Below are 21189 nucleotides of genomic sequence, written 5' to 3'. Positions count from 1 at the left end.
ATTTCTTTTCTGAGAGGAGGCGCAGGATTTGCGCATTTTGAATACGGCGGCTACCGGGGTCCGGGCTCAGCAGACAGCTTTGGATATACTGGGCAATAATATGGCTAATGTCAATACGCCGGGATATAAGGCTCAGCGGGTGAATTTCGCCGAAGCTTTGGCTGCGGAAATGCGGCCGGCTGAACGTGAATTTAACGGACAGCCTGTGGGAGAGCGGATCGATGTGGGGGCCGGTGTGATTTATCCGGCTATAAGTACGGATTATCGGCAGGGAATCATCCGGGAGACGGAGAACCCCTTTGATCTGGCTATTGACGGGGAAGGCTTCTTCCCTGTGCGGACAGCTAATGGGGAGAGCCGCTATACCCGGGTGGGAAACTTTGAGCTGGACGGTCAAGGCAAATTGGTTAATTCCGACGGCTATATTTTGGAAGTAAAGATTCCAGCCGACGCTATGGATTTGTATGTTGATGAGACAGGCAATATCACGGGATTTATCGATGAAGAGGAAAGAGTGTTGGGTCGGGTTGTGGTCAATGACCCGGAAGGAGAAGGGTATCCGGTAGGGCCGATTGATATGGATGAATTGGGCCGTCCCTTGGATTGGAATGGAGATATTTTACCCACAGCCTTTGCCGTTCCGGAAGGGGCTGAAGACATCCAGATCAGCACGGAGGGCGTTCTTAGTGCCACCATCGATGGCAACCGGGAGATCCTTGGACAAATCAATATAATTACCTTTGCTAATCCGGAAGGGTTAGTCAGGGACGGGGATAATCTCTATTTTGCTCCCGACGCGGCCGGGGTGACCGGGGACGAATTGGTTGGTGCGCCGGGCAGCCAAGTGGAAGAACGGACCTTGGGTAAGCTCAAGACCCAATCCTTGGAGCAATCCAATGTGAACCTTGCTTCAGCCATGACGGAGATGATCCAGGTGCAGAGAGCCTATCAGCTCAATGCTCGTATGATTACCAACGGGGACCAAATGTGGAGCATGGCTAACTCCTTAAGGAGGTAAATTAGATGTCGGATTGGTTGAATACACCGGTTATGAGTATTTTGGAAAAGAGCCTTGATGCGTCCAGTCTGAGGTATAAAGTCCTGGCGAATAATGTTGCCAATGTGGATACCCCGGATTTTAAACGTTCTGATGTGGATTTTGACCTGCTTCTTGGCGAAGCTATGGGTCAGACTGGAGAGGAACTTCCCCTTAAAGTGACATCAGAGCGCCATCTCCAAAAACCTGGATTTAATTCCAGTGGGGTTGTGCAAGATCAAGGAACGACCTATCGAAACGACGGCAATAATGTGGATATCGATAAGGAAATGGTCAATGTGGCTGAAAATGGGATTTATTATAATTCCGTCACCCGGGCAATTTCTGCTCAATTGTCCCATCTGCGTACCGTGATCACCCAAAAGTAAAACGATTTGTGCTATAGAAAGATGATGAAGGTGACGATCCATGATTAAAGGATTATATACAGGGGCAGCGGGAATGCTTGCTGCTCAAACCCAAAGCGAGATTATCGCGGATAACGTCGCAAATATCAGGACTCCGGGTTATAAAAGGGAGGAGTCCAGCAATAAAGCCTTTCCCGAAATGCTTATGATGAGAACAAGCACGCAAAACGAAATCCCGGGCAATACACTAATCGGTGGTATAGGTACCGGGGTTGTCGTCGATCAGGTTACTAGGATGAATGTTCAGGGAGTTCTGCAAACTACGGGCATCCCTACAGATCTGGCCATCATTTCGGAGGAAGCTTTCTTGGTGGTGGATACCCCTAACGGTGAGCGCTATACCCGTAATGGACAGCTGCAACTGAATTCTGAAGGAATTCTGCAAACAGCCGATGGCTATCCTGTTCTTGGTGAAGAGGGACCTATTGGACCGTTAAGTAAGGATTTCCAAGTGGATGCTCAGGGGAGAATTACCGATCAGGGAGTCACTATAGATCGCTTGCGATTGGTGCAAGTCCCGGCGGTCGGCCTTCTTCGTGAAGGGCAGTCCCTGTATGCCTCTAATCAGCCGGTACAAGAGTTTGCCGGTAATGAGGCCGTGCTTCAGGGTACTCTGGAGGGCTCCAATGTGAATTTGCCAAGCCAAATGGTTAAGATGATCACGGTAATGAGAGCCTATGAAGCCAATCAAAAGGTGATCCAAACCCATGATGCAACTTTAGAAAAGGCTGTTAATGAAATTGGTAGAATTGTATAAAGTGAGGAAGTGGCTATCATGGGAAATCAAGTGGTCATATTCGGACTAGGCCAGGAAGAGTATGGAATGCCCATTGAGATCGTCAGAGAAATTACCCGGTTGGGGGATATTCGCCCGATTCCCAAGGCACCCGACTGTGTCAAGGGATTAATCAATCTGCGGGGGTCGGCGATTCCATTGATTGATTTACATGTTCGTTTTGGTGTGGAAAAGAGCCGGACCGTTGCCAAGGACGCGGAAGCCGCCAAGGAAGACTTTGCCTTGATTACAGAAGTTAATGGCGAGCTGGTGGGATTTGCGGTCGACCAGGTGAGAGAGGTTCGTATCTTAGACAATATAGCACCGCCGCCTCCCTTAGTGACAGCTCCATTTATTGGCGGTATCGTGAATCTTCCCGACCGTATTATCATGGTGTTGATTCCTGACAAGATTTTAGACAAAGATGAGCTTGAGGGAATTGCTAAGCTCGTTTGATATCAGGAGGGGATAATCAGTGAATACGGCAGAACTATTGCTGCTTTACCAGCTTCAAAGCATGAATCAGGCCTGGCAGGATACTTCAAGGAGTGAGTTTGGAAACAAGGATGGCTCCCAAGCCCTCCTCTTTGCCACATTGCTCCAGTCCGCCCTTTCAGGAAATGATGGCTTCGGCTCCAGCTCAGGATTAGCATTGGAAGCTTTTGCTGGACAAGAATTAGGGTCCGGTTCTGAGCAAGGGTCTCAGTCAACTGAGAATTCACAACTTCTTGCCGCAATGTTACTCGGAAATCTTTTTTCCGGAAAGGATTCTCTTTTATCTGAAAATCTTCTCTCATCCATGAGCCTTACCGGAATGGGGCAAAATTCATGGACCTCTTCGACTTCGGCATATAATCCTTACTCCGGTATAATGAACTCTCTCCAAGTGAACTCCTTAAGTTCTCAGCGGAGTTCGGATTACCGTGCTGATCAGCCGGCCATGGAACAGCTTATCGCGGAAGCAGGTCAGCGGCATGGGATTGATACGAACCTGATCCGGCAGGTGGTCATGGCCGAATCCAGTTTTAACCCCAATGCGGTGTCCTCAGCGGGAGCTATGGGTTTAATGCAGCTGATGCCTGGTACGGCAAAGACTTATGGCGTGACGGATCCTTTTGATCCGGCCCAGAATCTTGATGGGGGTACCCGTTTTTTAAAGGATTTGTTGGAGAGATTTAAGGGAAATATCGCCTTTGCTCTAGCGGGCTACAATGCAGGTCCAGGAGCGGTGGATAAATACAACGGGATTCCGCCTTATAAAGAAACGCAAAATTACGTGAAAAAAATACTCTCTGCACTAGGAAAAGTAGATACACAAGCATAAAAAAATCAGGCGCATGTACATCATGCGACCTGATTTTTTTTTACTATCAGAAAGTATAAGCTTGCGCTATATACTTTCTAAGCATAAGGGCAACCAACGACTCCGCCTCACTGGAGGTATGCATTAAAGGCTCAGCGAAGCCGGGTTTTCTTTAATACTAATCACTGCTGCTCTCAGTGGTTTAAAGAGTAACGCTCGTCACGAAGAGATGGTGAGGGAATTTTTATACTTTTATAGCCGAGTAAATAGATAGAAATTATTATATTTTTTCCAAAACCTATTGACTTGGTTAAAAGTTCCTATTAGAATTTAACAAAATCTATAGGAATACTATATATTAGTAAATCTAAGGGGGAAGTAAAAGTGGAAAAATTCGAGAACCTGAAAGCAAAATCTGTGGCCAGGAAAAAATTCGGCACAGGCGTCCTGATTGCGGCGTTGATTGTTGCTCTGACCGGCTGTGGCGGCAACGCGACACCTGCCGATACAGCCGCCGGCAGCAAACCGCCGGTGTCCCTGCTTAATGTCTCCTATGATCCTACCCGTGAGCTTTATCAGGAATACAATACGGCTTTCAGCAAGTACTGGAAAGAGAAAACCGGCCAGGATGTGACCATCCAGCAGTCCCATGGCGGCTCGGGCAGTCAGGCCAGAACGGTTATTGACGGCAATGAAGCGGATGTGGTCACTTTGGCGCTGGCCTATGATATCGACTCCATCAACTCTCAAAAGGGCCTGCTCAATCCGGAATGGCAAAAACGTCTGCCCGACAATTCGACGCCCTACACCTCCACCATTGTCTTTCTGGTGAAGAAGGGCAACCCTAAAAACATTAAGGACTGGAATGACCTGGTGCAGCCGGGAGTATCCGTGATCACTCCCAACCCGAAAACCTCCGGGGGTGCTCGTTGGAATTACCTGGCGGCCTGGGCCTATGCCTTGGAACACAATAATAATGATGCTCAAAAAGCCAAAGAATTTATTAAAGCTCTCTATAAAAACGTACCGGTACTGGATTCAGGGGCCCGGGGCTCCACCACAACCTTTGTGGAGCGGGGGATCGGTGACGTGCTGCTGGCCTGGGAAAATGAGGCCTTCCTCTCCTTGAGGGAATTCGGGGAGGATAAATTTGAAATTGTGGTTCCTACCCTCAGCATCCTGGCTGAGCCGCCGGTAACGGTAGTGGATTCCGTGGTAGACAAGAAAGGCACCCGGGAAGTGGCGGAAGCTTATCTGGACTATCTCTACAGTGATGAAGGCCAGGAAATCGCCGCCAAGAACTTCTACCGACCCAGAAATGAAGCTGTGGCCCAAAAATATGCCGATCAGTTCCCACAAATCAATCTCATCACGATTGATGATGTGTTCGGTGGCTGGGCCAAAGCCCAGCAGGAGCATTTCGCCGACGGCGGCGTCTTTGATCAAATTTATGTAGAAAAATAAGCCTAAGGCGGTTCCGGACCAGGAGTCCGGAACCGGCCCATCCTGTTTGATGAGGTGAAACCATGCGGACATCGTTCTCCCGCTTCAGTCTGAAACACTACAGCGTCCTTCCGGGATTCGGGATCACCATGGGTTTGTCTTTGATGTATCTCAGCTTCCTGGTCTTCATCCCCATCACCATGGTGTTCCTGAACAGCTCTCAGCTGGGTTGGGGGAAATTCATGGAGATTGTCCTATCAGCCAGAGTCCTGGCCTCCCTGAAGGTATCCTTCGGCGCTTCCTTTTTGGCGGCCGCAGTTAACGCGATCTTCGGACTGCTGTTGGCCTGGGTTCTGGAACGGTATACCTTTCCGGGCAAGAAAATCGTCGATGGCTTGATCGATCTGCCCTTTGCGCTGCCCACGGCAGTGGCCGGTATTTCCCTGACCACTCTTTATGGCCCTAATGGCTGGATCGGCCGGCTCTTTGAGCCCCTGGGACTGAAAATCGCCTATACCCCTTTGGGAATTACCATCGCCCTGATTTTTATCAGCCTGCCCTTTGTAGTGAGGACTGTTCAGCCGGTTCTGCAGAGCATGGACCGGGAAGTGGAAGAAGCGGCAGCCTGTTTGGGAGCTACCCGGTTTCAGACCTTCCGCAAAGTGATTTTACCGGTTCTGCTGCCGGCGGTCATCACCGGCTTCGCCCTGGCTTTTGCCCGCTCTCTGGGGGAATATGGCTCTGTGGTCTTTATTTCCGGCAATATGCCCATGTATACGGAAATCACCCCCCTGCTGATCCGGACCAAGCTGGAACAATACGATTATGCCGGTGGTACGGCCATCGCCGCCGTGATGCTGGTGATCTCCTTTCTCATGCTGCTGGTGATCAATCTCATTCAGTGGTGGGCGGGCAACCGGGATAAAGGCTGATAAGGGGAGAGAAGGATGAAGAGTAATAAGGACGGGATTCAGTGGCTGCTGACCGGCATTGCTTTGTTGTTTTTTATCACCATGCTGATTTTGCCCCTGATCCTGGTGTTCACCAGGGCTTTTGAAAAGGGAGCGGGGGTCTACCTGGCCGCTATTCAGGACCCGATGGCCCTGAAAGCCATTCAGCTGACCCTTCTCACCGTAGGGATCGCGGTGCCTGTCAATACAGTTTTTGGCTTGGTGGCCGCCTGGGCAGTGGCTAAGTTTCAGTTTAAAGGCAAAAATTTGCTCCTAACCCTGATCGATCTGCCCTTTGCCATTTCCCCCGTGGTTGCGGGCCTGATCTTCGTGCTGCTGTTCAGCACCACTCATAGCCTGCTGGCTCCGTTTTTGACGGCCTGGGGACTGAAGATCATTTTTGCCCCCCCTGGGATCATTTTGGCGACCTTGTTTGTCACCCTGCCTTTCGTGGCCCGGGAGTTGATTCCGCTGATGGAGGCCCAGGGAACAGCGGAAGAGGAAGCGGCTTTGACCCTGGGGGCCAGCGGCTGGCAGACCTTTCTGAGCATTACCCTGCCCAATATCAAATGGGCTCTGCTTTATGGCATCATTCTGACGGCAGCCAGAGCGGCCGGGGAATTCGGGGCGGTCTCTGTGGTCTCCGGACATATCCGGGGACTGACCAATACCATGTCCCTCCATGTGGAGATCCTGTATAACGAATATCAGTTTTCCGCTGCTTTTGCGGTAGCCACCCTGTTAACCGTGATCGCCATCATCAACCTCCTGGTGAAAAATATTGCCGGCTGGAAAATCAAACGGATGGAGGAAAAATCATGAGTATCGAAGTTTGCCAGGTCAGCAAGACCTTTGATTCTTTTACGGCTTTGCACGAACTCAATCTGAAGATCAATACTGGAGAGCTGGTGGCTCTGCTCGGCCCTTCCGGTTCCGGCAAAACCACCCTGCTTCGGATTATCGCTGGCCTGGAACCTCCGAACACCGGCAGCATTATTTTTGACGGAGAGGACAATACGGAGAAAAGCACCCAGGACCGCAAAGTGGGCTTTGTGTTTCAGCATTATGCCCTTTTTAAAAACATGACCGTCTTTGAAAATATCGCCTTTGGCTTAAAGGTTCGACCGGCCAAGCTCCGCCCCGGCAACGAAGTGATTCGCCAAAAGGTTCAGGAACTGCTGGCTCTGGTGAAGATGGAGGAACTGGCTAACCGCTATCCGGCTCAGCTTTCCGGAGGTCAGCGCCAAAGAATCGCCTTGGCCCGGGCTCTCGCGGTGGAGCCCAAGGTTTTATTGCTGGATGAACCCTTCGGAGCCCTGGATGCTAAAGTCCGCAAAGACCTGCGGCGCTGGCTGAGAAAGCTCCATAATGAATATCCGATCACCAGTGTCTTCGTGACCCACGATCAGGAGGAAGCCCTGGATGTGGCCGACCGCATCGTCATTCTTAATGAGGGGAAGATCGAGCAGATCGGAACCCCGGAAGAGGTTTATGACAACCCGGCCAATCCCTTTGTCTACAACTTCTTGGGCAATGTCAATTTGTTTCACGGCCGGATGCACGACGGCAAAGTGGAGCTGGGCTCCCTGCAACTGGAGGCACCGGAGCATGCCGGAACCGGCACGACTGATGTTGTCAGCTATATCCGCCCCCATGATATTGAAATTTGCCTGGAGGATGAAGGACAAGGCTTTATTGCCGCTGAGATTTTTTTTATCCGGGCGGTGGGACCCATCGTCAACCTGGAACTGAAGCGCCTGGATAACGAGGAGTATATCGAAGTGGAAATCAGCAAAGAGGTCTATAGGAGCCTGGAGCTGAAGGCCAAGCAGAAAGTCTATCTCCGGCCCCGGGATTTCAAGGTGTATGTTCCTGAAGATTATGTTATTTGATATCTCAAATGACATACATCAGATGTGTCATCTAAAGCGGGTGGCACCGCCATATTTTTTTGCGGACTTGTTGCTAATTCGGTTAAAAGTTCTGGAGAAAAGAGATGAGGACAGGAGTGCTGATTTATAAAGATTTTTTAAGCAGCCTGAGTCCGGAAGCTAAAAAGATATTGGGCCTGATCATGCATAAGGGAGCGATGACTAAAAGTCAGCTGGCCAAAGTGGCGGGATTAAAACTTACCACCTTGAACCGGATGATGCTCCCTCTGGAGAAGGCGGATCTCATTGTCCGCACGGAAACCGGTGAGTCCACCGGCGGTCGGAAACCGGTCATCTATGATGTAAATTCCCGCCGATATTATGTGATCGGGATTGATATTTCCCGTCTCTACTCCCAAGTTGTTCTGACCAATCTGAAAATGGAGCTTCTGGAGAAAGATCGCTTTGATATGGACCGAAACTCTTCCCCGGAAGCCACCCTGAACCGGATTCTGGACTGGGTGGGAAGGGTTCTGGAAAAGCGGGAGCACGGATATGTGATCGGCGTTGGGATCGGTACGGTGGGGCCTTTGGACCGCAAAAGCGGCATCATCCTCAACCCGGAAAACTTTGAGGCCCAGGGTTGGGAGAATATCCCCCTCAAAGCCATCATGGAAGAACGAACGGGCTTGCCGGTCATAATCGATAACGGCGCCAACGCAGCGGTTCTGGCAGAAACCCGTTACGGAAGAGGCAAAGGGATAAAAAGTGTGATCTATCTGAACTGCGGGGTGGGAATCCGAACCGGTGTCATCTCCTCAGGAACCCTGGTCAGGACAATCAACGATGCGGATGATACCTTTGCCCATATAGTGATCGATGTAAATGGCAGACCGTGTCGTTGCGGCAATCAGGGCTGCGTTGAGCGCTACTCCTCGATTTACGCTATTATGGAAGCCTTTGCAGAGGAAATGGCCCAAGGAAGGGACCGTCGGAATCCCAATGCCGACCTCCCGGTCTCCTATCTGGAGCTCTGCCGGGAGGCTGAGGAGAATGACACCACCGCCCGGCAAGTGCTGCAAAATGCCGCTGTACGGATGGGTACGGGTTTGGCTAATTTCATCCAGTTGCTCAATCCAGGACTTGTGGTTCTGAGCGGGCCCCTCATTTTGCATTCCAAGCTCTTCTATGAGGTCTGTGTGGAAGCCGCCAATCGAAAAAGATATTGGGATAAAGGGGGGCACTTGGTGTTCAGCCGAGGCGGAGCCTTTGAGGAGAATGCCATCTCCATCGGTGCGGCCGCTTTGGTGATGGAGCATTATTTGGAACCGGAGGCTCTCGGGTGAAGGGCCGGGCAGCTTTATGATTGTCTTTCACAGTAGGCAGTCATGCTGCGGGGCGGCACCAGCAGAGGATGAAAAGTGTTGTCCGGGTCGTGTCGCTTTACGCACATCGCTCACTCAGTAGCTCCAGGGCTGGTCAACTCGCTTTCTTAACAGCTCTGCCAAACCTCCAGGTAATACCTGATGTGAACCATGGCTTCGCAACGTTAAGAAAGCCTCGTTAACCCTACCGCCCCTCCGCTAAAATTGTTCGCTCCTGTGCGTTAAGCTACGCTTGCGGGTTTTCTCGTGTAAAGACTCCCCTACCACAGACAGTGCGGACTGAGGATGGGGGAATACAGAAAGAGAGAAGGAGAAATGAAATGGACAGACTGGATCATAATTTGGATCTGAATGAAATAAACCGAGCCTTTGCCGGTGAAGATCCCCGCAGGCTTTTGGCCCATGTAGTGGAAAAAATCGGTCCGGCGCGGATTGCTCTTGCTTCCAGCCTTTCCATCGAAGATCAGGTGCTGACCCAGATGCTGCTGAAGATCGATGCCCGGGCCCGGATCTTCTTTATCGATACAGGCCGGAATTTTCAGCAGACTTATGATCTGATGGAAGAGACCATGGGTCGCTATGAGTTTCATTATGAGGTGTACGCGCCGGAGAATTCGGAGCTGGAGCCGTTTCTAGCGGAATATGGCCCCAACGCTTTTTATGACAGGGTCGAACTGCGCCAAAAATGTTGTGAGCTGAGAAAAGTCAGGTCCTTGCAGCGGGTCCTATCAACCGTAGATGGCTGGATTTGCGGGCTGCGCAGGGAGCAGAGCCCCACCCGCCAGGAAATCGATTTGCTGGAATGGGATTCTCACCACGCTATCTATAAAGTGAATCCTCTGGCCGCCTGGAGCGAAGAGCAGGTTTGGGCTTATATCCGCCGGGAAAACATTCCCTACAGCTCCCTGTACAACAAAGGTTTCCGCAGCATCGGCTGTCAGCCCTGTACCCGGGCGGTGGCTCCTGGGGCGGATGTACGCAGCGGAAGATGGTGGTGGGAAGAGCCGGGAAAAAAGGAATGCGGGCTGCATCCAGTGGACATCCAGTCCTTAGATCAGACCCTGAACCCGTCGCAAAGGAGGAAAAAAAGCCATGAACCATCTTGATAAACTGGAGGCTCAGAGTGTCTATATCCTGAGAGAGGCTTACCGGGAATTTAAAAATATCTGTATGCTCTGGTCCATCGGCAAGGACAGCACCGTCCTGTTATGGCTGGCCCGCAAGGCTTTTTTCGGGCATGTACCCATTCCCCTGGTGCATATTGACACCCACTATAAAATACCGGAGATGATCCGTTACCGGGACGAATTGGCCCGGCAATGGCATCTGACCATGATTTACGGGGAGAACAAAGAGGCCTTGGACACGGGCAGGACTTTTCCGGACGGGAAAACGGACCGGATCAGCTGCTGTCAGGCGCTGAAAACGGAGGCCTTGAAAAATACCCTTTCCGGGGAGTGGCCCCGCTATATTCTGGATCTGGAAACCGGCAAATATCGGCCCGATCTTAACCGGGAAAAGTACACCGGGGTGATTGTGGGGGTACGGGCGGATGAAGAAGGAAGTCGTTCCAAAGAGCGGTATTTCTCCCCCCGGGATAAGGAAAATGACTGGGATGTAGGGGATCAGCCCCCGGAATTCTGGAATCAGTTCAAAACCGATTTTGCCCCCGGCACCCATATCCGGATCCATCCCCTTCTGGACTGGACGGAGCTGAATGTCTGGGAATATATCGAGCAGGAGAAGATCCCGGTGACATCTCTTTATTTTGATCAGGGGCAGGGCAAACGCTACCGTTCCCTGGGCTGTTATCCCTGCACCTTACCGGTGGAATCCCCGGCCCGCAATGTGGAAGAAATTATTGAGGAGCTGCGCAGCGGCAAGTTTGCCAACATCGCCGAACGGTCGGGACGGGCCCAGGATAAGGATGACGGGGGCGGGCTGGAAACCTTGCGGAGAGGCGGGTATATGTAAGATGGACAACAGAGAACAGATGAACATCGTTATTGTAGGCCATGTGGACCACGGCAAAAGCACGGTGATCGGCAGGCTGCTGGCGGATACCGGTTCCCTTCCCGAGGGCAAGCTGGAAGCGGTACAGGAATATTGCCGCAAGAATGCCCGGCCCTTTGAGTATGCCTTTCTACTGGATGCTTTAAAAGACGAACAGGCTCAGGGGATTACCATCGATACGGCCCGTAGTTTTTTTAAAACCGGCAAAAGGGACTATATCATCATTGACGCCCCCGGGCATATCGAATTCCTGAAAAATATGGTGACGGGAGCTTCCCGAGCGGAGGCCGCCCTGCTGGTCATCGACGCCAAGGAAGGAATCCGGGAGAACTCCAAACGCCACGGCCATATTGCGGCTATGCTGGGCATCCGCCAGGTGGTGGTGCTGGTCAATAAAATGGATCTGGTGGATTTTGACCGGCAGGCGTTTGAGACTATCCGCCGGGAATTCGGTGAATTTTTGCATAAGCTCAACATCCAGCCGGTTAATTTTATTCCCCTCAGCGCCTTTAACGGAGACAATATCGCGGTTCGCTCCCAGCGCACTACGTGGTATGAAGGGCCGACCGTCCTGGAACAGCTTGACAGCCTGAACAACCGCAAAGGCAACCAGGAACTCCCTTTCCGAATGCCAGTTCAGGATATATATAAATTTACGGCGGCCGGAGACGACCGGCGCATTGTGGCCGGGACGATCCTCAGCGGCACCATCCGCAGAGGGGATGAAGTGGTCTTTCTCCCCTCCCGGAAAAGAAGCGTGATCCAGAGCATAGAAGGATTTAATGTCCCTCATCGGGATATGGCCTATGCCGATGAGGCTGTGGGGCTGACTCTCAAGACCCAGATTTATATCAAACCTGGGGAATTGATGGTCAAAGCCCAGGATAAACAGCCCCTGGTGGGGTCCCGTTTTAAGGCCAATATCTTTTGGGTGGGCAAAGCACCCCTGATTAAAAACAAAACCTATAAGCTGAAAATCGGCACCCTGAAGATCGGGGTGAAGATGGTGGAAATCCTCAACATCATTGACGCGGCGGAGTTGAATATCGACACCTTCAAAGATCAGGCGGAAAAGCATGATGTGGCGGAATGTATTTTTGAGACCGCCAAGCCTATAGCTTTTGATCCGGTGGTGGAAATGGAGCAGACCGGGCGCTTCGTGATTGTGGATAATTACGAAATCTCCGGCGGAGGAATTATCCTGGAGCAGGCTGATGACGACCGCAGCAGTCTGCAGGAGCATGTGCGGCAGCGGGAGACCCAATGGGAAAAAGGGCTGATTCAGCCGGCACAGCGGGCGGGGGTCTATGGACATAAAGCCAAGTTCATCGTCCTGACCTCCGGCAGTGCCGACCATGCCCCAGTGATCGAAACCATAGCCCGGGACCTGGAACAAACTCTCTTCCGGCTTAATTACAAAGCCTATTATCTAGGGGTCAGAAATCTTCTGCACGGTTTGGCGGCGGAAGAGACAGTAAAAGACTGGAGCAGGGACCGGGAGATTAGGCAGGTAGGTGAACTGGCCAGAATTCTCACCGACTCCGGGCAGATCTTTATCACCACGGTCTTTAATTTGGATGATGATGAAGCGGAAAAATTAAAGCTGCTTAATCAGCCCAGTGAGATTCTGGTCATCAACATCGGGGAATCACCATTCTATTCTTTTCAGCCGGATGCCAGCCTTGAGGTGGAGGGGGCTGTGGCGGCCGTAGGCGGCCTTTTGCAGAAGCAGGAGATTATTTTGGATTATTATTTGTAGGGTTTCTACGGCTTTTTCACGGGTCATTTTCAGAGTAGTCGGTCATGCTGCGGGGCGGCAAAAGCATTTTGATCAAAAAAGATGTAGTAGAAGTAGAGGAGATCATTTTAGAAAAAGAGTTTAATTTATGCGAGGAGGAGTAAGCTGTGGCAGAGGTTGATTACAAGGCTCTGAAAAAAGGCGGCTTTATGCAGCAGGTCCAAAAGGACCATTTTGCTCTGCGGCTGCACATCGTGGGCGGTCAGATCCCAGCGGGACAGTTGCAGAAAGTAACGGAGGTTGCCCAAAAATACGGGCAGGGTTATATCCATATGACCTCAAGGCAGAGTATCGAAATTCCTTTTATCCGGCTAGAAGACGTGGAGGCTGTGATAAACGAGCTGAAGAGCGTCGGGCTGGAACCCGGTGCCTCCGGCCCCCGGGTCAGGACGGTTACAGCCTGCCAGGGAGCGGCGATCTGTCCCAGTGGTCTGATCGACACCACCCGCTTGGCTAAGGAGTTGGATAACCGCTATTTTGCCAGAGGACTTCCCCATAAATTCAAGCTGGGAGTAACAGGTTGCGGTAATAATTGCCTGAAGGCGGAGGAAAACGATCTGGGTATCAAAGGAGGAGTCAGACCCCGATGGCAGCAGGACCTGTGCATTTATTGTGGTTTATGCCAGGCGGTTTGCCTGGCCAAAGCCATTGAGGTTCGGAAGGAAGATAAGGCCCTCAGCCTGGATCGCGACTTGTGCACCTATTGCGGCAAATGCGTCAAGTCCTGCCCCACTTTGGCCTGGGGGGGAGAACGGGGATTCCTGCTTTTCTTTGGCGGACTGTTCGGCAACCGGATTGCTATTGGTAAGCGCATCCTGCCTCTGGTCATTGCCGAGGAGCATCTTTACCAGGTGATCGACAAAACCTTTGAATTTTTCCAGACTTACGGCAAACCAAGGGAGCGGTTCAGAAATACCCTGGATAGAGTAGGCTGGGAAACCTTTACTAAAGAGCTGGAGGGATTAGGCCTTGAACACTAAAAAAGCGGATCTGACGGTGGATATCACCGGCGTGGTCCTGCCCGATCAGCCAAGCTAACATCAGCTCCGATCAAGAGCGTGCATTTGAAAATTCGGCTGTTTGAGATTAACTAAGCTAGCTTAGAAGATCTAAAAGAGTCGGATTTTGCTTTTGATAAAGGTCGGGACTACATGCTGGAGTATACGAAATGAACGTATCAAAGCCTCATTGCAGTAGGCCCATTTGGGGTACCCTGGCAAGCTAGCTTAGTCAATTTCAAAACAGCTGATTTTAACCCAAAGGATTTTTGCAATAATTTTTAGATTGTAAAAGTTGTTTCTATCACATATAATAATAGTGAAAATAAGAATATTTAATGCTTGCGTAGATAGAGATAAGCAAGATTTTCCTTCAAAATGAACATAAAGGAGGAAAAGGGATGAAAGCAGAGTGGATTGAATTAAGTGAGGAATGTCAGTCTACCCCATGGATTGTAAATCGTTATCTGTCAAAAAATCACAGCCTAAAAAGACATTCTCAACGGGTGTCCTCCTTATGCCAAAGTATGGGGCGAGTCTTAGAATTAAGTGAAGAAGAAGCTGCCCAGCTGGAAAAAGCGGCTCTCCTTCATGATATTGGTAAAGCCTTCATTGATTCCAGTATTATTGATAAACCGGGTCAGCTCAATGAAGAGGAATGGGTGGAGGTCAAAGGCCACCCCGGGAAAGGTTTTGACATACTTTGTGCTTTTGGGGATATGGAAGTCACAGCACCGCTTATTCTGGCACATCATGAGCGCTGGGATGGGAGAGGTTATCCCCGAGGACTAAAAGGGGAAGAAATCCCCTTCCTGACCAGGATAATCTCCATCGCAGATACATATGATGCTATGACCAGTTCACGCAGCTATCGGAAGCCCTTATCAAAACGTAAAGCCATTGAAGAATTGAGACGCAATGCAGGAACGCAATTTGATCCTGATCTGGTACATATCTTCATTAATAAAGTTGTCGTAGGTGAAAGAGAGAGAGTCCGATAAGAAAAATATAGAGTAAAATATGAAGTTCATAGGCTTTAACTAGTGAAAAACCGATCATATACAATGATCGGTTTTTTTGCACGACAATAATCGGATAAGAAGTATTGTTTGACCTTAAATGAAAGAGAATTTATAATAACTCTAATGGAAGAACTTTCTGTCGTAGGGGGAACAATGGTAAATTATTATCAGTATTTATGGAAGACGACGTGGATTGAGGCTTTAGGGATTCTTGTGCTGGGCTTATTTATCTTAATTCAATATACTTGGAAGGTCTATGCCAAGGCACAGAATCCGTTACGACCCCTGGATAAATGGATGCTGGCGTTCAAAGGTATAGGGTGGCTCCTCATCTTCGGGACTTATCTTCTCATCTTCAATACCAGCGAGCCGGATTGGTTTGCTAAGCCTGTTCAGGTGCAGGGGGAGATACAAGGGAAGAGCATGGTTTCCAACAGCCTTTATCCCTATAATGTTGAGATTGAATGGGATTCAGGAAGAGAGGTATTCCATTTAGATCCTTATACATACCAAGAGCTGAAAACCGGTCAAAGAGTGAATGTGACTTTTCTCCCCCATCGTATGCAGGTGATATCCTGCGAAATCCTTCCGCCCGATGAGGATGAGAATGAAAAAAAGCTGCTGAATCCAGTCAAAAGAATGGAGGGGGATTATGATATCTGAAGTCTACTTTACCAGTATGAAAATCAATCAGGGTCAAAGCCTGCTGACTAAACTCGAAAAGCTAATCAATCGGTCAGGAATCTTGCAAGGAATTGAGAAGAATGACATGGTCGCCATCAAGGTGCATTTTGGAGAACGGGGTAATTTAGCTTATATCAGACCACAGTTTATGCGGAGAGTCGTGGATCAGGTTAAAGAAAGAGGAGGCCGCCCATTTTTAACCGATGCCAACACTCTCTATGTAGGATCCCGGTCCAATGCCGTTGACCATTTGGAAACAGCCATAGAAAACGGCTTTGATTATTCTGTAGTGGGGGCCCCCCTGGTGATTGCCGATGGACTGAACGGGAAAGACTATGTATCGGTACCTGTGAATTTGAAGCATTTTCAAGAGGTTAAGATCGGGAGCGCTGCGGTCCATGCGGATGCCCTCATTGCTGTCTCTCACTTTAAAGGCCATGAAGCCACAGGCTTTGGGGGAACATTGAAAAATCTTGGGATGGGGTTGGGCAGCCGGGCCGGTAAACAACAACAACATTCGGATATCCTGCCTAAAGTCAATGAGGAGCGCTGTACAGCTTGTGGAAAGTGCAGAAACTGGTGCCCTGCCTCCGCTATTACCGTCGAAGGCAAAGCCCGGATCGACGCCAATCTTTGTATCGGTTGTGGGGAATGTGCAGTTACCTGTACCTTCAAAGCCATCGCTGTCAATTGGAAGACGACACCGGATGTGATCCAGGAGAAGATTGTAGAATATACAGTGGGTGCCTTAAAAGGGAAGGAAGGAAAGACGGGGTTCATTACCTTTGTTAATAATGTCTCACCCTTATGCGATTGCGTGAGCTGGAATGATGTCCCCATCGTTCAGGATATCGGTATACTTGCTTCCAATGACCCTGTAGCTATCGATCAAGCGGCCGTTGACCTTGTGAACCAAGCTCATGGGAATCCCCATTCTGTTTTGGGTGAGCGTCATCATGAGACAGACAAGTTCCGCGTGATTCATCCCGAAGTGGATTGGTCTGTTCAACTGGAGTACGGAGAAAGGATCGGCTTAGGGTCACGTCAATACAAGCTTATTACCTTAGATTAAATGCAAAGACTGCAGGCAGAACTACCCAATACTTGTAAAAATCTACAAAATATTCTCGCCTTTTAGCAACACAGAAGTGTCGTAATATGATATCATAAGAAATAAACTAGTGATAAGACTGGAAAGGAGAGGTGGGGTTATGCGTATTCAAAAAGTCAATGAAAATACAATCCGCATCTTCATCTCCTTTGCCGAACTTGCCGACAGAGATATTACTATGGCAGATTTATTTCAACGTTCGCAAAGAAGTGAGCAGCTGTTTTGGGAGTTAATCTCTCAGGCAAGGGAAGAAGTGGAGTTTAACCTAGATCAGCCCTTTTGGATACAGGCCACGGCGTCATCCAATGAAGAATTCGTGATTACTGTAATCAAACAAGAAGATACAGCAGAGACCTCAACAAAAGAAAAGGAAAACAAACGACCAAGTCGTTCCAAGGTGATGGAGTGGGTGTATGCATTTGCCGATATTGAGGATGTTTTAGCTGTTGTTCAGCGTATTCCCGATTTTTCCCGTGTGCGTTCCAGCCTTTTTGAATTTGATGGGGAATATTATCTTACGGTCAGTCATCTGGGTACGGGTAAGAAAAAACAAGTGGCAGAGGCTTTATTTGACGAGTATGGCGAGCTTGTGGATGTAGCTAAGCTCTTCCTGGAAGAGCACGGAAAAGTTATATTGAAAGAGCGCGCTCTGCAAACCTTAAAAACCCATTTTAAGTTTTAATTTGTAATGTATAAAAGGAAGTCTGGGGACTTCCTTTTTCCATGCACATCCTATGTAATTCTAATCGGATTTAAGCATAAAGTTGTTAATGACTTTTCTAAGGGTAAATTATGTGACATAATGGGAATGTATTGAAAATAATTCAGGAATATTCTGCAAGCAATGGGAACAGACAGCTTTTCCTTTGAAATTTTGTAAGGGAGATGTAGCGTTACAGAAAATACAGTGCTGAACTTCTTTTTGGCGCTTAAAGGTATCAAAGAAGAGGAGTGCCCCTTGATTGGGATTGTTTTTTTGTTCTTTGGTATTTTGAAGTGGCAGAAGACTAGAATGCATTAATACTCGTACCTCCTGTTTAACGATATTGCTATAATATGCTATATCGGGTGTCGAAATCCTAAAAAGCCTGCGGGAAGATTATTAGAGATTCGGTCGGGAAATAGATAGTGTTTGCTATGAGTAAAGGACAGGAAATAAGAGTACAAAGCCTGGTTAAAACAATTGTTCAAGGATCAAGGGATTAAAGTATTTGAAAAAATCAGTCCAATAATGCCGAATAAAAGGTATAATAAGTTGTAAGATGAGATTTTTTTATTAACTACTTGTGGAGTGATATTGTGCGAAAAAAATCTGCTTTCAAAAAATCGGCTTTCAGGAGATTAGGTTTAGCCCTAGTGGTTATGGTACTACTCGTAGGAGGAATCCTTCTTGGCTTCAGTGAATTCAGCATGTCCAAATCGAAACCCCTGCCAGGTAATCAAGCGCTGACGGAAGAGGAGCTTAAAAATCGTATCAGTGTCCTTTTAATTGGTGCAGATCAGCGTCCCGGAGAAAAATCATTCAATACTGACACGATCATACTGGCTACGATTGATCCCAAAAGCGCTCGGGTCAGTTTGTTGTCCATTCCTCGCGATACTCGTGTTTCTATACCAGGGCACAAAGATATTAAGATTAATGGGGTAGCACCTTTGACGGATTTGGAAAACCTGGTGGATGTGGTTTCCGATCTGGTAGGCATACCTATCTCCGGCTATATTCAAACGAATTTTAATGGTTTCAAGAAAATTATCGATACTCTAGGCGGAATCACCGTGGATGTAGAGAAGAATATGTATTATGAGACCGGAGATGATGAAGACGGCTATATTAATCTAAAAAAAGGTCTTCAGAAATTGGATGGCTCCAAGGCTTTGCAGTACGCACGTTTCCGCAATGATGCCTTAGGAGATATCTCACGCACCGCCCGGCAGCAGGTTGTTCTCAAGGCTGTAGCCGGGGAAATGCTCAAGCTGAGCACCCTGCCCAAGCTGCCTTGGCTTATTCCACAGTTGAATGAAGCAGTCAATACTAACCTTCAGTTAGGAGATATGCTTAAGATTGCCAAGACCGCTGTTAAATTTAAAGATGTGGAAATCCACACTCAGACCTTACCGGGGAGTTTCCATGATATGAATGGTATCAGTTATTGGGATGTGGATCCTGAAGAAGTGAGAGAGGTGGTTAGCAATCTTCTTCGGGGCATCACTACGGATAAGGTCATCGGGGACACGATTATCGACTTGCTTAAACCTATAGAACCCAGTAAAGAACCCGGCAAAGAGCCCCCTTTGCCCCAAGTGCCGGGAAATGCTAATGATCCGAATGGACAGGAGTCTCCCGATTATCACGAAACCAACCCTGATAATGAGACTGAGAAGCCCGTGGATGACGGTATAGATGATGCATCCGGAAAGAAACCGGGAGTTGAATCAGGAGAAGGTTCGGGAGAACAATCAGGAATACCTGAAGAACCCAAAGCACCAGGGGGATCAGGTCATAATTCAACACAGGAATAGGTCGCAAAGATAGTGAGGAAAAAATCTTAAAGGATGAGTGAGGTGACGGATATGTCGGATATAACAGATAATTATCCATCGAATGTCTGCCCCGTCTTCTGGAAACCAGAAGACAATAAATTTCTCATCAGAGTAGGAGATTCTGTCAAATTTGTTGTGCCTTTTCCCCAAGGGGGTATGCTTTACCATAAAGGCGAAAGTCAAGAAACTGCTTTTAAAGTGGATGACGGTGACATCCTTGAGTTTTATCCGAAGTTCTTTCAGGGAGAGTTGACTTGGGAGATCGAAGTTCGGGACCAAGGATTGAGTGCGGTCGCTAAGGTGAGTCATCTGGAGCCAGGATTCTATGCTCTTCCAGAGACCCTCCCCGATAGCATTACCCTTCGCTTGCAGGACCTCCTGATCTGGCAGGATGGCAAGCCCCAAGGCATATACTGGGATCAAACGAAGCTCCAGGGAGACCTCCTGGCTCAAGGGATCGTTTATGGGGTTTTGCCGGGGGTATGGCAGAGCATTTCTAAGGTGCAAGGAAGAGGAGAAGTGGTCATTGCCCAAGGGAAGCCGCCTACCTTATCTGTTGACGCGCGGCTGATTGACTTGTTAGAGAGCAAAAAACCCGAAGTCAAAGAAGAACAGCGGGTTGACTATTTTGCATCAAAGTTAAAATTAGTTCATGAAGGGCAGGCTTTAGCCAGGAAAATTCCTGGTGTACCGGGGGTTCCGGGGAAGAATGTAAGAGGGCAGGAGATACCGCCACCAAGGCCTAAGGATTTTCAATTTAAACTGAAAAAGAATGTCCGATTATCGGAGGATGGGCTGGAAGTTCTGGCCACGGCGCCTGGATTACCACTTCGCATGGATGAACTGACTTTTGGCGTGGAGCCCGCTTATGTTCTGAATCAGGATGTGGATTTGGCTGTGGGCAGTATTGAATTTCCGGGGGATGTATTTATTTCAGGAGATGTCCATGATGGGCTGCATATTTTCTCCGGGGGAAAGGTGGAAATTCGTGGCTCCACCTCCCGGGCAGAGATTCGGGCAGAGAAGGGACTGTTCATTTATCGCAATGCTTTGGCGGGCAAGCTGGTCGTTGGAGCGCGATATGTGGTCCGCTCCAAGCTTCTTCATGATTTACAAGCCCTTCATGATGATTTATTAGCTTGTTTAATGATTACGGATGATTTTGTTAATTCACCTCATGGCAGGAATTTGAAGGCGGGTCAGTGTCTCAAATTGATTATTGAACGCAGGTTCCCTGATTTGCCCAAGATGGCTAACGAACTTGAAAAATTCCTTTTATCCACCAAGGATGAACTGATTCAGCAAGATTTAATCATTTCTGTTCGCACGGCCAAGCATTTTTTAAGCGGTTTAGGGCCTCTTGACCCTCAAGCTCTTCCTCTTCTTGGACGAGTAAGTCAGGCTTTAGAACAAATCATCGGTAATATTACCCTGGATGTTCCGGAAAAGCTTGAATGTCATGTGGACTATGTTCAAGGTGCTTTAATTGAGTGTGCGGGTAATTTTTTCTGCAGAAAAGGAACCTACAACTCGATTATTCAAGCCGCCGGGGACATTAGTATCGAAGGGGTTTGTCGGGGGGGAAGGATTATTTCCGGAGGGAATGTTGAAATCAAAGAACTGGGAGGATCCGGAATTACTGCTACGACCGTACAATTCCCAGGAACTAAACGGTTAAAAGTGGGCTATTGTTATGCTAATGTAGTTATTGTTGTGGATAAGGAGATCATAACTATTGACGAGCCTTATAAATCCCTCGAGATTTACCGTGAGCATGGCAGGGTGGAAATTGAGCGGTTAAAGGGTTAAAATGCCACGGATGGAATCTCTA

At 48.8% G+C, this 21189-nt stretch carries 20 protein-coding genes; all 20 read left to right on the top strand.

Features of this window, described 5'->3' with window-relative positions:
* Positions 1 to 28: 28 nt before the first annotated feature.
* The 20 genes from DESDE_RS16970 (at position 29) to DESDE_RS16870 (ending at position 21167) form a co-directional block, all read left to right on the top strand.
* A complete protein-coding gene (locus tag DESDE_RS16970) occupies positions 29 to 1018 on the top strand; it encodes a flagellar hook-basal body protein (RefSeq protein ID WP_014795255.1) in 990 nt (329 codons plus the stop codon).
* Positions 1019 to 1023: 5 nt separating this feature from the next.
* On the top strand, positions 1024 to 1425 hold the full coding sequence (gene flgB / locus DESDE_RS16965; RefSeq protein WP_014795254.1) for a flagellar basal body rod protein FlgB: 402 nt from the start codon (positions 1024 to 1026) through the stop codon (positions 1423 to 1425).
* Positions 1426 to 1465: 40 nt separating this feature from the next.
* Complete coding sequence (flgF, locus tag DESDE_RS16960; protein WP_014795253.1) at positions 1466 to 2221, top strand: flagellar basal-body rod protein FlgF; 756 nt, start codon at positions 1466 to 1468, stop codon at positions 2219 to 2221.
* A gap of 18 nt (positions 2222 to 2239) precedes the next feature.
* Entirely contained in the window at positions 2240 to 2695 is a 456-nt protein-coding gene (locus tag DESDE_RS16955; protein WP_014795252.1) for a chemotaxis protein CheW, read from the top strand.
* 19 nt (positions 2696 to 2714) lie between these two features.
* Positions 2715 to 3563 carry a lytic transglycosylase domain-containing protein gene (locus tag DESDE_RS16950; protein ID WP_014795251.1) on the top strand — a complete coding sequence of 283 codons (849 nt, stop codon included), beginning with the start codon at positions 2715 to 2717 and terminating at the stop codon, positions 3561 to 3563.
* A 363-nt stretch (positions 3564 to 3926) separates the two neighbouring features.
* Entirely contained in the window at positions 3927 to 5006 is a 1080-nt protein-coding gene (locus DESDE_RS16945; RefSeq protein WP_014795250.1) for a sulfate ABC transporter substrate-binding protein, read from the top strand.
* A gap of 62 nt (positions 5007 to 5068) precedes the next feature.
* Positions 5069 to 5917 (top strand): sulfate ABC transporter permease subunit CysT, encoded by an 849-nt coding sequence (gene cysT / locus DESDE_RS16940; protein ID WP_014795249.1) that lies wholly within the window; start codon positions 5069 to 5071, stop codon positions 5915 to 5917.
* Positions 5918 to 5932: 15 nt separating this feature from the next.
* Positions 5933 to 6757 carry a sulfate ABC transporter permease subunit CysW gene (gene cysW / locus DESDE_RS16935; protein WP_014795248.1) on the top strand — a complete coding sequence of 275 codons (825 nt, stop codon included), beginning with the start codon at positions 5933 to 5935 and terminating at the stop codon, positions 6755 to 6757.
* Complete coding sequence (locus DESDE_RS16930) at positions 6754 to 7827, top strand: sulfate/molybdate ABC transporter ATP-binding protein (RefSeq protein ID WP_014795247.1); 1074 nt, start codon at positions 6754 to 6756, stop codon at positions 7825 to 7827. The genes cysW and DESDE_RS16930 overlap by 4 nt, the downstream gene beginning before the upstream one ends.
* Positions 7828 to 7931: 104 nt before the next feature.
* Positions 7932 to 9152, top strand: coding sequence for an ROK family transcriptional regulator (locus tag DESDE_RS16925; RefSeq protein WP_014795246.1), 1221 nt, complete (start codon positions 7932 to 7934; stop codon positions 9150 to 9152).
* Positions 9153 to 9511: 359 nt separating this feature from the next.
* A complete protein-coding gene (locus tag DESDE_RS16920; protein ID WP_014795245.1) occupies positions 9512 to 10297 on the top strand; it encodes a phosphoadenylyl-sulfate reductase in 786 nt (261 codons plus the stop codon).
* Positions 10284 to 11165 carry a sulfate adenylyltransferase subunit CysD gene (gene cysD, locus DESDE_RS16915; protein ID WP_014795244.1) on the top strand — a complete coding sequence of 294 codons (882 nt, stop codon included), beginning with the start codon at positions 10284 to 10286 and terminating at the stop codon, positions 11163 to 11165. The genes DESDE_RS16920 and cysD overlap by 14 nt, the downstream gene beginning before the upstream one ends.
* Before the next feature lies 1 nt (position 11166).
* On the top strand, positions 11167 to 12963 hold the full coding sequence (locus tag DESDE_RS16910) for a GTP-binding protein (protein WP_014795243.1): 1797 nt from the start codon (positions 11167 to 11169) through the stop codon (positions 12961 to 12963).
* 146 nt (positions 12964 to 13109) lie between these two features.
* Positions 13110 to 13982, top strand: coding sequence for a 4Fe-4S dicluster domain-containing protein (locus DESDE_RS16905; protein ID WP_014795242.1), 873 nt, complete (start codon positions 13110 to 13112; stop codon positions 13980 to 13982).
* A 419-nt stretch (positions 13983 to 14401) separates the two neighbouring features.
* Entirely contained in the window at positions 14402 to 15001 is a 600-nt protein-coding gene (locus DESDE_RS16900) for an HD-GYP domain-containing protein (RefSeq protein ID WP_014795241.1), read from the top strand.
* Positions 15002 to 15145: 144 nt separating this feature from the next.
* Complete coding sequence (locus tag DESDE_RS16895; protein WP_242831270.1) at positions 15146 to 15685, top strand: hypothetical protein; 540 nt, start codon at positions 15146 to 15148, stop codon at positions 15683 to 15685.
* Positions 15675 to 16778 carry a DUF362 domain-containing protein gene (locus DESDE_RS16890; protein ID WP_014795239.1) on the top strand — a complete coding sequence of 368 codons (1104 nt, stop codon included), beginning with the start codon at positions 15675 to 15677 and terminating at the stop codon, positions 16776 to 16778. The genes DESDE_RS16895 and DESDE_RS16890 overlap by 11 nt, the downstream gene beginning before the upstream one ends.
* Positions 16779 to 16917: 139 nt before the next feature.
* Positions 16918 to 17499 (top strand): adaptor protein MecA, encoded by a 582-nt coding sequence (locus DESDE_RS16885; RefSeq protein ID WP_014795238.1) that lies wholly within the window; start codon positions 16918 to 16920, stop codon positions 17497 to 17499.
* A gap of 617 nt (positions 17500 to 18116) precedes the next feature.
* On the top strand, positions 18117 to 19337 hold the full coding sequence (locus tag DESDE_RS16875; protein WP_014795236.1) for an LCP family protein: 1221 nt from the start codon (positions 18117 to 18119) through the stop codon (positions 19335 to 19337).
* Between the two features lie 33 nt (positions 19338 to 19370).
* The gene (locus tag DESDE_RS16870) at positions 19371 to 21167 is read left to right on the top strand and encodes a flagellar assembly protein A (RefSeq protein ID WP_028305615.1); all 1797 of its coding nucleotides are present in this window, start codon (positions 19371 to 19373) and stop codon (positions 21165 to 21167) included.
* Positions 21168 to 21189: the final 22 nt, after the last annotated feature.

The sequence above is a fragment of the Desulfitobacterium dehalogenans ATCC 51507 genome (assembly GCF_000243155.2).
Classification (GTDB): Bacteria; Bacillota; Desulfitobacteriia; order Desulfitobacteriales; family Desulfitobacteriaceae; genus Desulfitobacterium; species Desulfitobacterium dehalogenans.
Note: the sequence above shows the minus strand (reverse complement) of the source record. Positions and strands in the feature narration are given on the sequence as shown.

What these genes read in the sequence shown, in the direction of transcription:
- DESDE_RS16920 (WP_014795245.1), top strand. Translation starts at nt 9,512, where the DNA reads ATGGACAGACTGGATCATAATTTGGATCTGAATGAAATAAACCGAGCC.
- DESDE_RS16910 (WP_014795243.1), top strand. Translation starts at nt 11,167, where the DNA reads ATGGACAACAGAGAACAGATGAACATCGTTATTGTAGGCCATGTGGAC.
- cysT (WP_014795249.1), top strand. Translation starts at nt 5,069, where the DNA reads ATGCGGACATCGTTCTCCCGCTTCAGTCTGAAACACTACAGCGTCCTT.
- cysW (WP_014795248.1), top strand. Translation starts at nt 5,933, where the DNA reads ATGAAGAGTAATAAGGACGGGATTCAGTGGCTGCTGACCGGCATTGCT.
- DESDE_RS16885 (WP_014795238.1), top strand. Translation starts at nt 16,918, where the DNA reads ATGCGTATTCAAAAAGTCAATGAAAATACAATCCGCATCTTCATCTCC.
- DESDE_RS16895 (WP_242831270.1), top strand. Translation starts at nt 15,146, where the DNA reads ATGGAAGAACTTTCTGTCGTAGGGGGAACAATGGTAAATTATTATCAG.
- DESDE_RS16870 (WP_028305615.1), top strand. Translation starts at nt 19,371, where the DNA reads ATGAGTGAGGTGACGGATATGTCGGATATAACAGATAATTATCCATCG.
- cysD (WP_014795244.1), top strand. Translation starts at nt 10,284, where the DNA reads ATGAACCATCTTGATAAACTGGAGGCTCAGAGTGTCTATATCCTGAGA.
- flgB (WP_014795254.1), top strand. Translation starts at nt 1,024, where the DNA reads ATGTCGGATTGGTTGAATACACCGGTTATGAGTATTTTGGAAAAGAGC.
- DESDE_RS16890 (WP_014795239.1), top strand. Translation starts at nt 15,675, where the DNA reads ATGATATCTGAAGTCTACTTTACCAGTATGAAAATCAATCAGGGTCAA.
- DESDE_RS16925 (WP_014795246.1), top strand. Translation starts at nt 7,932, where the DNA reads ATGAGGACAGGAGTGCTGATTTATAAAGATTTTTTAAGCAGCCTGAGT.
- DESDE_RS16930 (WP_014795247.1), top strand. Translation starts at nt 6,754, where the DNA reads ATGAGTATCGAAGTTTGCCAGGTCAGCAAGACCTTTGATTCTTTTACG.
- DESDE_RS16955 (WP_014795252.1), top strand. Translation starts at nt 2,240, where the DNA reads ATGGGAAATCAAGTGGTCATATTCGGACTAGGCCAGGAAGAGTATGGA.
- DESDE_RS16900 (WP_014795241.1), top strand. Translation starts at nt 14,402, where the DNA reads ATGAAAGCAGAGTGGATTGAATTAAGTGAGGAATGTCAGTCTACCCCA.
- flgF (WP_014795253.1), top strand. Translation starts at nt 1,466, where the DNA reads ATGATTAAAGGATTATATACAGGGGCAGCGGGAATGCTTGCTGCTCAA.